This is a genomic window from Akkermansia sp. 54_46 (genome assembly GCF_001917295.1).
GTDB classification, from domain to species: domain Bacteria; phylum Verrucomicrobiota; class Verrucomicrobiia; order Verrucomicrobiales; family Akkermansiaceae; genus Akkermansia; species Akkermansia muciniphila.
Genome location: NZ_MNUD01000026.1, coordinates 12,029 through 24,878, shown reverse-complemented (window position 1 = coordinate 24,878; position 12,850 = coordinate 12,029). Strand labels below are relative to the sequence as shown.

11 protein-coding genes, 2 tRNA genes and 1 other RNA gene are annotated in these 12,850 nt (G+C 48.5%); 11 read left to right on the top strand and 3 right to left on the bottom strand.

Annotated elements, in window-relative coordinates; translation table 11 throughout:
- Positions 1 to 36: 36 nt before the first annotated feature.
- The gene (locus BHW66_RS04585) at positions 37 to 756 is read left to right on the top strand and encodes an ElyC/SanA/YdcF family protein (protein WP_081863703.1); all 720 of its coding nucleotides are present in this window, start codon (positions 37 to 39) and stop codon (positions 754 to 756) included.
- A 681-nt stretch (positions 757 to 1,437) separates the two neighbouring features.
- Here the strand turns inward: BHW66_RS04585 and BHW66_RS04580 are convergent.
- The gene (locus tag BHW66_RS04580; protein ID WP_046435655.1) at positions 1,438 to 2,430 is read right to left on the bottom strand and encodes an alkaline phosphatase family protein; all 993 of its coding nucleotides are present in this window, start codon (positions 2,428 to 2,430) and stop codon (positions 1,438 to 1,440) included.
- Between the two features lie 588 nt (positions 2,431 to 3,018).
- Between BHW66_RS04580 and BHW66_RS04575 the strand changes: the two genes are divergently transcribed.
- Positions 3,019 to 3,426 carry a hypothetical protein gene (locus BHW66_RS04575; RefSeq protein ID WP_046435653.1) on the top strand — a complete coding sequence of 136 codons (408 nt, stop codon included), beginning with the start codon at positions 3,019 to 3,021 and terminating at the stop codon, positions 3,424 to 3,426.
- Positions 3,427 to 3,859: 433 nt separating this feature from the next.
- Here BHW66_RS04575 and ssrA read toward each other — a convergent pair.
- Together ssrA and BHW66_RS04565 are read right to left on the bottom strand one after the other, a co-directional pair.
- Positions 3,860 to 4,219: a transfer-messenger RNA gene (gene ssrA, locus BHW66_RS04570) on the bottom strand.
- An 81-nt stretch (positions 4,220 to 4,300) separates the two neighbouring features.
- Positions 4,301 to 4,377 (bottom strand) — tRNA-Arg (locus tag BHW66_RS04565).
- 213 nt (positions 4,378 to 4,590) lie between these two features.
- Between BHW66_RS04565 and BHW66_RS04560 the strand changes: the two genes are divergently transcribed.
- The 9 genes from BHW66_RS04560 to BHW66_RS04520 all read left to right on the top strand — a co-directional run bounded on the left by BHW66_RS04560 (position 4,591) and on the right by BHW66_RS04520 (position 12,757).
- Complete coding sequence (locus BHW66_RS04560) at positions 4,591 to 6,741, top strand: ATP-dependent DNA helicase RecQ (protein ID WP_022197061.1); 2,151 nt, start codon at positions 4,591 to 4,593, stop codon at positions 6,739 to 6,741.
- Between the two features lie 359 nt (positions 6,742 to 7,100).
- A tRNA-Ser gene (locus BHW66_RS04555) sits at positions 7,101 to 7,193 on the top strand.
- A gap of 154 nt (positions 7,194 to 7,347) precedes the next feature.
- Positions 7,348 to 8,646: a site-specific integrase gene (locus tag BHW66_RS04550; protein WP_286688934.1), complete on the top strand. Its 1,299-nt coding sequence runs from the start codon at positions 7,348 to 7,350 to the stop codon at positions 8,644 to 8,646.
- A 154-nt stretch (positions 8,647 to 8,800) separates the two neighbouring features.
- Positions 8,801 to 10,135 (top strand): hypothetical protein, encoded by a 1,335-nt coding sequence (locus BHW66_RS04545; RefSeq protein WP_286688933.1) that lies wholly within the window; start codon positions 8,801 to 8,803, stop codon positions 10,133 to 10,135.
- 278 nt (positions 10,136 to 10,413) lie between these two features.
- A complete protein-coding gene (locus BHW66_RS04540; protein ID WP_286688932.1) occupies positions 10,414 to 10,605 on the top strand; it encodes a hypothetical protein in 192 nt (63 codons plus the stop codon).
- 408 nt (positions 10,606 to 11,013) lie between these two features.
- On the top strand, positions 11,014 to 11,316 hold the full coding sequence (locus BHW66_RS04535) for a hypothetical protein (protein WP_286688931.1): 303 nt from the start codon (positions 11,014 to 11,016) through the stop codon (positions 11,314 to 11,316).
- On the top strand, positions 11,303 to 11,650 hold the full coding sequence (locus BHW66_RS04530; RefSeq protein ID WP_286688930.1) for a hypothetical protein: 348 nt from the start codon (positions 11,303 to 11,305) through the stop codon (positions 11,648 to 11,650). Before BHW66_RS04535 ends, BHW66_RS04530 begins: the two co-directional genes overlap by 14 nt.
- Positions 11,643 to 12,404, top strand: coding sequence for a hypothetical protein (locus BHW66_RS04525; protein WP_286688929.1), 762 nt, complete (start codon positions 11,643 to 11,645; stop codon positions 12,402 to 12,404). The genes BHW66_RS04530 and BHW66_RS04525 overlap by 8 nt, the downstream gene beginning before the upstream one ends.
- Positions 12,401 to 12,757 carry a hypothetical protein gene (locus BHW66_RS04520; RefSeq protein WP_102747732.1) on the top strand — a complete coding sequence of 119 codons (357 nt, stop codon included), beginning with the start codon at positions 12,401 to 12,403 and terminating at the stop codon, positions 12,755 to 12,757. The genes BHW66_RS04525 and BHW66_RS04520 overlap by 4 nt, the downstream gene beginning before the upstream one ends.
- The last annotated feature ends 93 nt before the right edge of the window (positions 12,758 to 12,850 follow it).

The window sequence follows — 12,850 nt, the reverse complement described above, 5'->3', positions numbered from 1 at the left end:
CAGGGCGCCTCTGGCTGAAAAATAGAAATACGGAGTATGAAATTGTTGGGTATCTTCCGGTTTGGAAAATCAGATGGTTCATGGCGCCCTGGAAAAAAGGGAATGCTGCTGGCGTTGAAAATAGCAGGAGGCATGTTTGCGGGAGCGGTTGTGGTATGCGTTGCCGCAGAATGGTACATTTATTCCGTTTCAGAGGGCAGGATTGTTGAGCATTCCAGGGATGTTCCCGTTCGTGCTCCTGTTTTGGTGTTAGGATGCTCCCCAACATTCATGGGGAGCCCTAACGGATATTTCCATAACAGGATGGATACGGCCTCGGAACTTTGGAAAGATGGAAAAGCAACGGTTTTCATCGTTTCCGGAGATAATAGTTCTCATGCTTACAATGAACCGGAATGGATGAAACAGGCTCTGGTGGAACGTGGCGTTCCAGAGGAACGGATTGTATGTGACTTTGCGGGATTGCGGACTTTGGATTCTGTCGTGAGGATGAAGGAAATTTTTGGCGTTTCGACGATGATTGTTGTTTCTCAGGAATTTCATAATGAACGCGCCCTGGCAATCGCAGCGCATGAGGGGATGGCGGCCTGGGCCGTCAGCGCGCCGGATGTTCCCAACCGCCGTTCCCGTATGAAAAGCTGGTTCAGGGAGCGTGCGGCCCGCGTATGGATGATGCTGGACTTGTGGGTTTGGAGCCGTGAACCCCGTTTTTTGGGAGAACCTGTGGTTTTGCCGGAAATAAAAGAGGAAAAATGAACAATACTTCATGCGGCAGGGCTCGTCATAAGATGTCTTTGATGCGGTACGGCAACCCAGAGGGAGGGGGTGCCCGCGCCTCGAATCATTAAATGCTGAATGGTCCAATCATGTCGGCTACGTGGGATGATTTGCCATGAAGATGAACAAGGCCAGAAAGCCTGAGTGAACAATTCGTCATGAAGACGGTCGGAGGTGGTGGCCGTACGTTTCATTGTCCTTCATGGAAGAAACAGGTGCAATCCTTCCCCTTATCTTATGCGTATGGGTGGGCAACGGTTGAAAAAAGGATGGTTGGGAAACATCAGAAAGCTGATGCTCTGGTCGGAATAAGCTTGCCTCCATGTCTTGGGAATAAAACACTCCGGAACAGGTTCTGTTGCGTTTTGATGCGGCTGACGCTCCCTGTTGGAATTCCGTATTTGATTAAAAAGGGGAAAGGATACGGTAAAAATCATTGACTCTTTCCGGGAAAGTGCTATGCAGATTTTAGTGCTTTGTGAAAAGCGGGCTGTTTTATTCCGGCTGTCATGTTCCCTTCTTCTAGCGGTCAGGAAGGCCGTCTCTCCAACGGCAAAGGCTCGGTTCAACTCCGGCAGGGAATGCCATCCGGCAGCCATGTTTTGTTTCCTGCCGTGAAAAGGCGGTAAATTGCATCAGGAAAAGCAAGCTACGGGGGAGTTATGATGGAAACACGCTTTCAATGACTTTCCCCGTCCATTCCGGTAGTGGCTTTCCTCCGAATAAATGAAGAAGCATGGGAGCGGTATTGGTGGTATTATTTGGTTCGGAAATCAGGAAATTTCTCTTAATGCCCGGACCTGAAATCCCCCATGGAACTATCATTTCCGCTGCGCTCGTCCCCCCGTGGCCCTTTCCGATTCCCCCATGATCCGTCAGAAATAGAAAATGCGTATCGTTGAATAAGTCTTCCTGCCTCAATTTCTGAAAAAAGATTCCAATTTGCTGATCCGCCTCTTCAATAGATTGAAGGTATTCTCTGGACATCCAGCCGTATTTGTGCCCCGCATGATCTGTATGAACGGAATAGAGAAAAACCACAGTCGGGTTGTAGCGGTGTTTCTTGACGAATTGGAAAGCCTGATGGTAATTGGAAGCATAGGCGTCGTTTGCCAGGTACTTGATTTCATCCAGGTATTTTTCGTTGAACGGATAGGCAAGAGGTTTCCAATTATAGTAAAAAGCTGTTTTGCAGGAAGGCTGGCATTTTTTCAGGGCCTGGAATACGGAGGGATAATATCCGTCTTCGTCTCTCCGTACGGCGGGGTAGGAGGAATTTGCCGGCGTCCAGTTATTATTGAAGACTCCGTGCTGTTCCGGGCCGCTGCCGGTTAAGTGACTGGTCCAGTTAGGTAACGTGACGGAGGGCATCACAACCCGCGTATCCAGAGAAAAAGCTCCCTGTGACATCATTCCTTTTAAAGAGGGCGCATGCGCCTTTTGAAAACCTTCCACACAAATACCGTCCAGGGAAATCATGATCACTCTTTTGGCGGAATTATCGGAAGTTCTATCTGGTACGGAATTTCTGGGAATGCCGGAATCATATTGTGTAGTGGCAAGGGCTGTATTGCCCGTTGTCATTCCTGCTGCCGCCAGGCCTAATTGATTCAGGAAATTCCGGCGTGTTGTTTGATGATAAGAGTTTTCCATATAAAGTACATACTGTTGGCTTGAAGTATTTTTATCAACGCTTCTGGATATTCGGGAAGCTCATTTCATCGTATAGTTTTTTACGGACAGGGGCCGAATCCGGGTTTCAAAGCAATTTTTCCAATAATTCGTTCCTTTCCTGTGATAGGATGGTTTTATAGAGAAAGGATATTATCATTTATTGTATTCAAATAGTTAAGTGGGTGTGACAATATAGGAATGCTCCGCAGGCTGTCTCATCTGCGATTTAGGCAAAGCATCTTCCATACGCTTCAAACGAGGGGGCATATCATATTTGTTACGGGCCGTATCCTCATCAATGTTGGCCAAAATGCCGGGCGGGAGCGGGGACTTTCAATCTGGACGTTTTACACAGGATGACATTTTCCGCGAGCTGGAGCAGATTTTTCAAGGAAGTGGGTGTTAGGTGCAGTCAGCTCCCTGAAGAAAGATCAGCCGGAGGCAGACAAATATCCCTGATGTTATTCCTCCAACAAGACGGGACAAGCCCGGCAGGTGTGGGTGTTTGCCAGCCATCACGATGCTCGCGCCGCCATTATTAAATCAGCCAATTAGCATAATGATACCATGAGAGAGATACAAATACAGTTTTCCAAGCCCGGTAACTGGAGGGAATTCACACTGACAGCCATCTACCAGGATTCGGATGGATATACTCGCATAGACCGCTATAAACAGAATGATATACCGTCCGGGCAGGCCCCGGCTTTGAGCGCGGCTGTAGCCGTCATTGCAGACATGGAAGAGGACTGGCAAGCCGTCCAGGTATGGGCAAGGCTGGGAAATACCTCTGTTCTCAATAATTCCGCAGGAGACGATGAGGCCGTTGAGTTTCGTGAAGCAGTTCTACTGACGATTGAGGCTGTCAATAGCCTCGGGGGCCGCCGTATTTTTACCCCCGGTAATTATGCGCAGTTCATACTGATGGATTTTGCCTCCATATCGTTTTTCAAGTATTTTACCATCAGAAAATAATAAGGATATCAGCAAATAAGATTGTTGGACTGACTGCATGATTGCGGCAGACTGGGGGATATGTGATGCAGTGTTTTTTTCCAGACAAGGCGTTTCCGGATTTGTCGATGCATTGCAACAGTTTTAAATGGAAAAGATGTTCCTCCCAGGCAGGAGCGGATCAAAAACAGGGAATCAATGACAGTAACCCCATGAGTGACGTAAAGCAGTTCTTGGTCAACGTTGGGAACAGGAAGGGCCTGGTCTGTCGTGATGCCTCAAAAATTGCAGATTCCCTTATGCTCTGATGTTTATCGGAAAACTTGGATGGAGTATCGTCATGCGGCTTTAAAAATACAGTACATTGTTTCTAAAAGCCGTTATCATGTACTGCGGTTCTATAAAAACAACAACCGCAAACATTCTATTTCAAACGCTTGCGGTTGTTTTGAAATGGTGGAGGCGACGGGAGTCGAACCCGTGTCCTGAAGGCCATTGATGACGGCATCTCCATGTTCAGACGCATATTGCTGCTTTCGCGGCTGCTTCGCTATGCGTCAACTAGGCAAGCTCGCTAGTTGCCTGTGGAAGTCTCGTGCGTTGCGCGGCAACCCCGCATTGCACCAGCCTGCTGTGTCTTCGTCGTCCCCTCTAGCAGGCGTTGAGGTTCTGACGCGGCTGAACTAATTAGGCAGCCAGAGCAAGGTCGTTAGACTCTGCATTTATTTTTTTAATCGGCTTTTTAGAAGGCCAGCCGATTAACCTTCACATGCAGCCAGCACCGCAGACTTCCAGTCGAAACCATGGCGCCCCCATATGTATTTACCAGTAGAGACAAAAAATCCCGCCGTGACGTTCAGGCAGGAATCATTTTATTTGCTGGCAGTGATGCAAGTGGCACGCCCGTAGGGATTCGAACCCCAAACCTTCTGATCCGTAGTCAGACGCTCTATCCAATTGAGCTACGGGCGCTTTGACTTGCGTCGTGTACCGCGTAAGCGGTGAAGGAAATATAGATTTTTCTTCGGGAAAGTCAAGATGTTTGTAAGATGATTTGAGAAAAAAATTCATTTTTCTCTTTTTGGGAGAATAAATTTTCAGAAAAAGAACCGTTAATTGAGGGGTGGAGAAAAAGGGGAAAGGCGTTGCGCCATGGAATGGCCTGTGGCACACTAAACGGAGAAAATGAGCGAGTTCAAGGTGATCAGGTCGCCGATGGAGGCATTGAAGAAGTACTTCGGCTTTTCCGGCTTGAGGGAGGGCCAGGATCAAGTGGTGGCTTCCATTATGGAAGGCCGCAATGTATTGGTCGTGATGCCCACGGGAGGAGGAAAATCCCTGTGTTACCAGCTTCCCTCCTTGTGCCGGGCCGGGGTTTGCCTGGTTGTCAGTCCTCTAATCGCTTTAATGAAAGATCAGGTGGATGCTCTTGTCGCCAGAGGGATTCCCGCCACCATGATTAACAGCTCCCTGAGTTTTCCTGAGCAAAAGGAACGTTTGGAAGGAATGAAAAGGGGAGCGTTCAAGCTGGTATATGTGGCTCCTGAACGTTTTGGTCATGAAGGGTTCATGCATGCTCTGGCGGAGGTGGATGTAAATATGGTGGCTGTGGATGAAGCGCATTGCCTGAGCCAGTGGGGGCACGATTTCCGTCCGGATTATCTGAAGCTGGGAAAAGCTGTTGAAATGATGGGGCGGCCTCAGGTGGCTGCTCTGACCGCCACAGCTACTCCGCGGGTGCGGGAAGATATTCTGAAACATTTGGGGCTGGATGATCCGGTGACGATCGTACGAGGGTTTGCGCGGGAAAACCTGCATTTCCGCATTACTGCGTGCGATACGCACAAAGACAAATACAAGAGGCTGTACGAATTGGTGAAGCGTTACAAGACGGGTATTATTTATTGCTCCACCCGCAAAAAAGTGGAGCAGGTATATGAGGCTCTTTCCGATTTTGGATTGAGCGTGACAGCCTATCACGCAGGCATGACGGATGAACAGAGAGAGGAAGCCCAGAACGCTTTCATGAACCGCCATGCGGATATTGTTATTGCCACGAATGCTTTTGGAATGGGCATTGACCGTGCGGACGTCAGGTTTGTTGCCCATTTTGAGATTCCCGGCAGTGTGGAGGCCTATTATCAGGAGGCCGGCCGAGCCGGACGAGACGGGGAGGAGGCTTATTGCGAACTTTTGTTCAACCATGCGGATTTGCGGACCCAGGAATTTTTTATTGAAGGAGTGAATCCGGGAATTCCATTGATTGTGGAGCTGTACGAGTTGCTCAGAAAGCATTGCAGCGCAGAAACCCACGATGTCATGTGGTCTCTGGAGGAAATGGCGGAGCGTCTCAAATGCCGCAATGCCATGCAGGTGGGAGCTGCTTTATCCGTTCTTATACGCAATGGAGCGATCAGCCGTCATGACGTTCCGGGACAACGCGTGAAGCTTACCAGAGTGACGGATCCTTCCGTAAGCGGCTTGAAGATTCCTCTGGATGAAGATGCCCTGCGGGAAAAGGAAGTGAGGGACCGGGAAAAACTGAAGGCAATGACGGAGTTCGCTTATTCCTCCGGCTGCCGTCAGCAATGGATTTTGAATTATTTCGGGGAGGAAGATGGAGTGCCGTGCGGCCGCTGCGACCAGTGCCTGGCCCTGGGCGTTGAGGAAGGCCAATCCCTGGGAGAAGAAGAGACTTTGGTGGTGCGGCAGGCGTTGAGCGGGATTGCGCGCGCATCCGTGCGTTTGGCTGATGGTTCCTGGCAGGGAAGGTGGGGCAGGACGAAAATCATCCAGATGCTCAAAGGGGCGAAAACCCAGGAGTTGTTAAGAACATCCCTGGTCCGGCTGAGTACTTATGGCATCCTTTCCCGATGGAGTGAGGACGATATCCGCCAGTTGTTCCGTGCCATGCAGATGGCGGGATTGACCAGAATGAGCGGGGAGGCGGACCGTCCCCTGATTACCCTGAGTCCGAAAGGAAATGAAGTGATGATGGGGCGCAAGAAGGCATCTTTGGTTTGGCCTTTTGCCCGCCGGGGAAAAATATCCGTATCTATGGAGCAGGCCAGAGTTCGGTCTACGGGAAATTTGGCTGCCCTGGGAGAGTTTGACGAGGATTTGTTTTTGAAGTTGAAGGAGCTGAGGAATGAACTGGCACGGGAAGCCGGGATTCCGGCTTATGCCGTGTTTCATAATTCTACACTGGAAGGTTTGGCCAGGTTGAAACCTACCACCCGCCGTGGTGCTATGAACGTTCACGGCATTGGAGAGCAGAAAGCTGCTCGTTACTTGGATGATTTCCTGGAAGTCATTGCCGAGCATTGCGGGGTGTGAATTTGTCTTTCCGATTTGCTCCAATCAGGCGTACGCCGTCTCTGGAACGTGGTGTTCATGCTGAACTGAGGAACTATTTTTCATGAATTACGGAAAAAATGTTCCATACTTTGCGAATATATTTGCCGGGAAAATGCGTATTTGTTTGAATAAATTGTTCATCAACATCAAGTTGTGGATATTTTGACTCTTTCCAGAAGGTTGTTTTCCTGCCCTCATGGAACAATCAAATGGATGGCTGTCTATCCCGATCCAGTAGGATCGAGAAGATTGCCTGATCAATATTTTTGACTGTATTATTTATGTATTGACTTCATTTTGGGAAGCGTGTAGTCTCCTTTCCACACATTACCCAAGACGGAGCGGTGGCTGAGAGGCTGAAAGCACTCCTTTGCTAAAGGAACGTACTGGCAAAACCGGTACCGAGGGTTCGAATCCCTCCCGCTCCGCCAAAACTTTTCTTTTTTAAGAGTCTGCATTTCAATGGTGCAGGCTCTTTTTTTGTTTGTAAATCAATGGATTAAGTTCTGGTAAAAATGGCAGGTGACAGGATATGACGGGATATGAATTATTGCTTTTTAATGCCATTTATGATGTCATTGGGATATGGCCTTTTTGCGAGAAAGAAAAAAGTCTCCTTATTGGTATGCTTGTTTCAATGTACAGGAACCGTCTGGCAGATGGAAACAAGTGTCCAAGTGTACTAAAATCAGAAAAGAACCCATTGCTGGATTGAGCGAGCGAGAGGAAGGGCGGTTGCTTGCTGCTGGCATGGAAGAAGAGAAAATAAAGGAGTTGAGAGAGGTAGGAATGTCCGCTGCTGAAGCGCGGAAACTGGCCCAAAAGGTGGCCGATGCGTGGGAGTCTGCTATGAAAAAGAGTTGGACAGTTACTCATATCCGCAGGGTTATGAGTGATTTAACATTTGACGTAGCAGGTGATGATCTGGTTGTTCCTTCTGTTCGTGGCTGGTTTGAAGAGTATATTTCCGGATTGTCCAGAAGGGGGAAAGCTATGGCAACGGTACGAAATTATCGTAATGCGAGGGAGAGGTTTTTTGCTTTTTTAGGAGAGCGGGCAGATTGGCCGATGGATCGTATTACTCCTAAAATGATGAATGATTTTATGATGGGTTTAGCTGGAATGTATGCTGTACGTACAGTAAAGAAGGAATTCCAGATTGTTTGTGGCATATTTAATGCTGCTGTACGATTAGGGCTGTTAGACAGGTGTCCGGGACAGGGAGTGGAGCTGCCGAGGGATAAAAAGACGGATTCTGGAAGAATTGCCCGGCGCGGTTTTACGCTGGAAGAGTTGCGGAGAGTGTTGGAGCGATGTGATGAGGAGTGGAGGAGTATGGTGTTGTGTTCTCTTTATCTTGGCGGCCAGAGGTTGGGGGATGTGGCGATGCTGAGGTGGGATGCTGTGGATTGGGAAAAGGGAGTGGTTAAATTGGTGACTCAGAAGACGGGCCGGGAGATGGTGGTGCCGATGGTTCCGGCTTTGGCCGGAGTGTTGCGCGAGCGGCAAACTGTCTGTGGAGAGGATGCTGTGTTTGTTCATCCGTCCCGTGCCGGGATGTATGAGCGGTCAGGGAGCGGCAGGTTGTCAGCGGAGTTTTCCGGGATGTTGTTTGATGCCGGTTTGATTGACCGTGATCCACGATTGGCCGGGAAAAGATACAGGAAATTAACTCCGGCCAGAGACGGAAAGAGAAGGGTGAAGAATGAGCTGTCTTTCCACTCTTTACGTTATACGGTGGCAACGATGCTGCATGATGCCGGGGTAGTGCCTGCGATGGTGCAGGAGATTGTAGGGCACTCTTCCGCCACCGTGCATGCCGGGTATATTAAGTTTGGAGCGGAGGCGACGGAGAAAGCGTTGGAGAAGCTGCCGGAGTTGTAAAGTTTTTTCTTTATTTGATTTAAATTATAATTATTGTGATGGTATGTGTTCAGTAGGCGGAAAGGGGGAGGAATGTATTACGATTTGTGTGCGGCCTAGTGGTAAGTATGTGAATCCTGTCAGCGCGCGTTTGGCTTCTAAAAGTAGGGAAGGGGTGAAGAGGTTTGTAGATATGCAGGTATGGTCTACAGATGGAGTAGAGGATGAAAATTACGAGTTTGAGAAGGAGTTGTATAACGTTAATGATGAATTGAAGAAGTTGAGGAGGGAGAATGTTGCGTTGAGGAAACAGGTAAGAGGTTTGGAGAAGGCAGGGGAGGATTGCGATGGAGGGGAGAAAGCTGCTGCCCATAAGATTACCCGCCGGGATTGGCCGCTTGCTGCGTCAATCATGGCGTTGATTTCCGAGGAGTTTAAGAAGGATTTTGAAGAGGTTTGGAAGAAGGCAGAGTTGTTATCTGCTTTTCCTGTGCCTGTGTGGGATTGGGATGTGGCGAGGTTTGAGCTGATGGCGTTTTTGTATGCGCATGCTTTGTGTTTTGCTCAGCATAAGGGGAGATGTATAGCTTCTCTGTTTCCTGATTCTGTTTTCAAAAAGGTGTATGCGGATTTTTTGTATGAGGTGGAGAGATGTGTGCGGCTTGAGGTTTGCTTGGCGATGAGGGGTAACATGGGAGGAGATGAGAGGGTTGAGAAGTTACTGGAGGAAAGATATTCGGTTTATTATCCTGAAATAGGTAAGGAGTTGAGAGAGGTAGTGGCGAGGTTTGTGTGTCTGGTGCAGTACAGTTTGAAGAATGGGGTGGATAGCTATGATTCAAGGCTGGTGGATAAAGTCGGTATAAACCCTGTTTTTACAATGGAGTTGGATTATTTGATGAGGAGTTTCGTGACAGGGAGTATGCCGGATGTTTTAGAGATGCTAACGTCCGGGAAGTTTTTAATAAGTGTAGAAAAGAAAGCCCCATGGGTGATCAGGGATGAGGTGCTGCGCTTTGCTGAGCTGGCTGGGAAGGGTAATGAGGACTGTAAGGATGAGGAGCAGCCTGTTGTGAAAAAGGGTGAGGAGGAAGTAAGCAGAGGTGATGAGAGAAAGCCTGAGTCTTTTCTTGTTTTCTCGTGCAGGTTCAAAGTGTTATGTTTTGTTATTGTTGTTTCTTCTTTGTTTTCCGCGTTTAGCGTGAAGTCCTTGTATTGGGGAGTGATTGCGTTGGTGTGTTATATGGTTAAATTGGCTGTCGCCCTGTGTGTTCCTGTTGTTTTGCATTTGTTCAGGGAGAAGGGGTTCGGAGTGTTTTTTTCCGTTGTGGCTGGTGTTGTGTCCTGGGTGCTCATGGCTGGCTATGGCGGGTTTTTGGAGTATGAGTTGGGTATAGGGAATATGGTTTTCCCGGTTTCTTTTGTGTCTGGAGCAACGACGGCCTGGTTTGCTTTTATGGCTTACAGGGTGATGAGGTCGTCTTGTAGTGATTTCAGATATTTATGGTGAGCAGTTCCTTTGATGTAGAAGAGTAATTAGGAAGGGTGGTTAGAAAAATATGAGAAAAAAATGAAAAATGATATTGACGGTGTAGCAACACCTGAGGTATTGTTCGCGTATGCCAAACCAGAGACAAGCAGATAAAAAGATGATGCGCTTCTGGATCACTTTGGAGTTGTACGAAAAATTCCGCAAGTATGCGGATGCTCTTGGTTTGTCTATGAGTGAGATTCTGACTGCCTATCTGGTCCATCAAACTGCTAACATTGAATTAGACGCTGAAGATTATGAACGAATTGCCCAAGAACTCCGAAGAAAAAAAACTGGTAAGTGTTGAGTTGCCGGTTGGTACATGGCTTAAAATTGTTAAACTTGCAAAGAAAACCAAGTTGAGCTGTTCTGCGCAATGTGTTTTTTTGCTGCAAGGTGTAGCAACACCAGCAAATAATTCTAAGCGTAAAAGTGTAAAGTTTTTTTAACTAGAGGTGTAGCAACACCTGAAAGAGTTGAAAGAGAAAATGACTATGAATAGTACAGAATACGAGGTAGACGGAGAATTGATGAAGGCCGTTCAGGTGGTGCTTCCTGTGAGGTTGTGGAGGAGAGTGAAATCGGCTGCCAGAGATGAACGGAGGTTAGTGAGTCAGCAGGCGGCAGTTCTGTTGGAGAGAGGGTTGGCCTCAAAAATGGATGAGCAAGAGAAAGCAGGGACTGTGGCATGATGGATTTGATGGAGGAGGTTGAAGGATTGGAGGAGTTGGAAGAGGCGATGTTAGAGGAGTTGATGTTGCTGGGATGGGATTACAGTCACAGCCCTTTTTATTGAAAAGATTTTATCTCCCGGCTCCAAGGTGGAGGCCAAGAACAACAACCAACAACTGAATGATATGGGTGTAATTGAAGATGATGGCTGGCATGGGGTTAATCCCTGTCCGGGAGGCCATTTTCTGGCGCAGGATGAGGAGAGCATCAAGCCCAGCCTGCGGAGGGATGAGAGGGCATGGTGTCCTTTGGTACCCTCCGCAGGAAGGGTGCTCCCGGTGAGGATGGGTGATTTGCCTTGGGGTGGCAAGCCTTGCATGCAGGCGTATGGTACTCCGGGGAGGTGCTGCCGGGTGAGAGGGTGGTTGTGGGGGATTGGGGTAGTGGTGTGTTTTGTGTTGATTGGAGGTGTTTATGTCTGCGGCTGATGATTTTAACAAGATTTTGTTTGCGGATGCCGTGCTGGATTTGCTGGCCGCGAAAGTAGTGGAACGGTTGGCTGCAACGGGAGGCGGGCATGATAAGGCTGCCGGGGTACAGGTGAAGGTGGAGAGTGGGCAGGATTGGGTGAGTGCGAAGGTGGCCCGTGCGGTGCTGGGGCGTAGTGATTCATGGCTTCACCGGACGGCCCAGCAGCATCCAGAGATTAAGCGATCCATGAAGCAACCGCACCAGAAGGTGGGGCGTCCGCTGTACAGTCTGCGAAGGATTTACCGAATTTTGGAAGATTCCGAAACAACCAAGAACCAAGACCATGAATAACAATGTGAAAGAACGGCCCATTCTGTTCAGCGAAGACATGATCTGCGCACTATTGCAGGAATACAGCATGCCCGGCCAGTATAAGAACCAGACGCGCCGCACGTGCGGCCTGAACCGGTTTAATAATTTCCCGGAGCACCTGAAAGAAAGAGGCTGGGAGATTCAGGAGTTCATTGAAGTTGAACCCGGTTTATGGCTTGCCGTCTCTAAAGACGATGAAGGAGATTTCCCGGATGATGATTTTAATCCGTGGGTAAGATGCCCCTACGGGAAAGTGGGCGATCGACTGTGGGTAAGAGAAACGTTTTTCGAGGTATATGATGATCAATTCCGGCCCACCGGAAAATACTGCTACGCCGCCACTCACCAAGGATATGTACATGTCTTGGACGAGGATGGAGGCATTAAAATAAACAACGATGGAACGGAAGCGTCACCTTGGAAATCTGGTATTCACATGCCCCGGAAAGCGGCGCGAATTTTGTTGGAAATTACAGAAGTAAGAATTGAGCGGCTGTTAGACATTACACCGCAGGATGCCCGGATGGAGGGCATTGAAAGCGTCTGGCACGACGAAGAAACGGATGTCTGTTTATGGAAGGATTATTCAGGGAGATCCAATGGGTACATTTTTGCCCTGATGTCTTACTTTTCCCTGTGGGATAAATTAAAGGGAGCCGGATCGTCTAAAATGAATCCGTGGGTGTGGGTTATTAAGTTCAAGGTTTTAACGATTAACGGAGAATTGAAATGAAAACGCATCAATGTCCTATCTGCGGGAGTAAAAGAACATTCCTCGATATAATACCTCAAGGATACCAATATATTTGTACTCAATGTGGCTTGTGTGCCCTGCGGCAATTCACGCCCCAAGAAGCCGCAGAGGCTTGGAATGAGCTTGTCTTCAAGTTCCCGCCCATCATGCGGGTACATCAGGGAAACAATCTCAAACTGGATTTTAACGACGATATTTTAACCGTCATTGGCAAAGATACTGACAGAGGGAAACTATATCTAGAAAACTGCCGTGGAGATGTAGAAATAGCCACGCCGGATGACGTGGATCAATGGCCCTGGGAGCTTAACAGGAAGGAGGGCCAGCAATGATGCAGAACACATTTTATTGGGAGGCCGCCCGGTACATATCCGTGGCGATCATACCCGGTGCGGGGGCAAGGTATTTCACTTACGCCAACGAAT

Coding starts and splice junctions, on each gene's coding strand:
- BHW66_RS04520 (WP_102747732.1), top strand. CDS start 12,401: ATGAAAACGCATCAATGTCCTATCTGCGGGAGTAAAAGAACATTCCTC.
- BHW66_RS04530 (WP_286688930.1), top strand. CDS start 11,303: ATGTCTGCGGCTGATGATTTTAACAAGATTTTGTTTGCGGATGCCGTG.
- BHW66_RS04535 (WP_286688931.1), top strand. CDS start 11,014: ATGGGTGTAATTGAAGATGATGGCTGGCATGGGGTTAATCCCTGTCCG.
- BHW66_RS04550 (WP_286688934.1), top strand. CDS start 7,348: ATGGCCTTTTTGCGAGAAAGAAAAAAGTCTCCTTATTGGTATGCTTGT.
- BHW66_RS04585 (WP_081863703.1), top strand. CDS start 37: ATGAAATTGTTGGGTATCTTCCGGTTTGGAAAATCAGATGGTTCATGG.
- BHW66_RS04580 (WP_046435655.1), bottom strand. CDS start 2,430: ATGGAAAACTCTTATCATCAAACAACACGCCGGAATTTCCTGAATCAA.
- BHW66_RS04540 (WP_286688932.1), top strand. CDS start 10,414: ATGAACGAATTGCCCAAGAACTCCGAAGAAAAAAAACTGGTAAGTGTT.
- BHW66_RS04575 (WP_046435653.1), top strand. CDS start 3,019: ATGAGAGAGATACAAATACAGTTTTCCAAGCCCGGTAACTGGAGGGAA.
- BHW66_RS04560 (WP_022197061.1), top strand. CDS start 4,591: ATGAGCGAGTTCAAGGTGATCAGGTCGCCGATGGAGGCATTGAAGAAG.
- BHW66_RS04525 (WP_286688929.1), top strand. CDS start 11,643: ATGAATAACAATGTGAAAGAACGGCCCATTCTGTTCAGCGAAGACATG.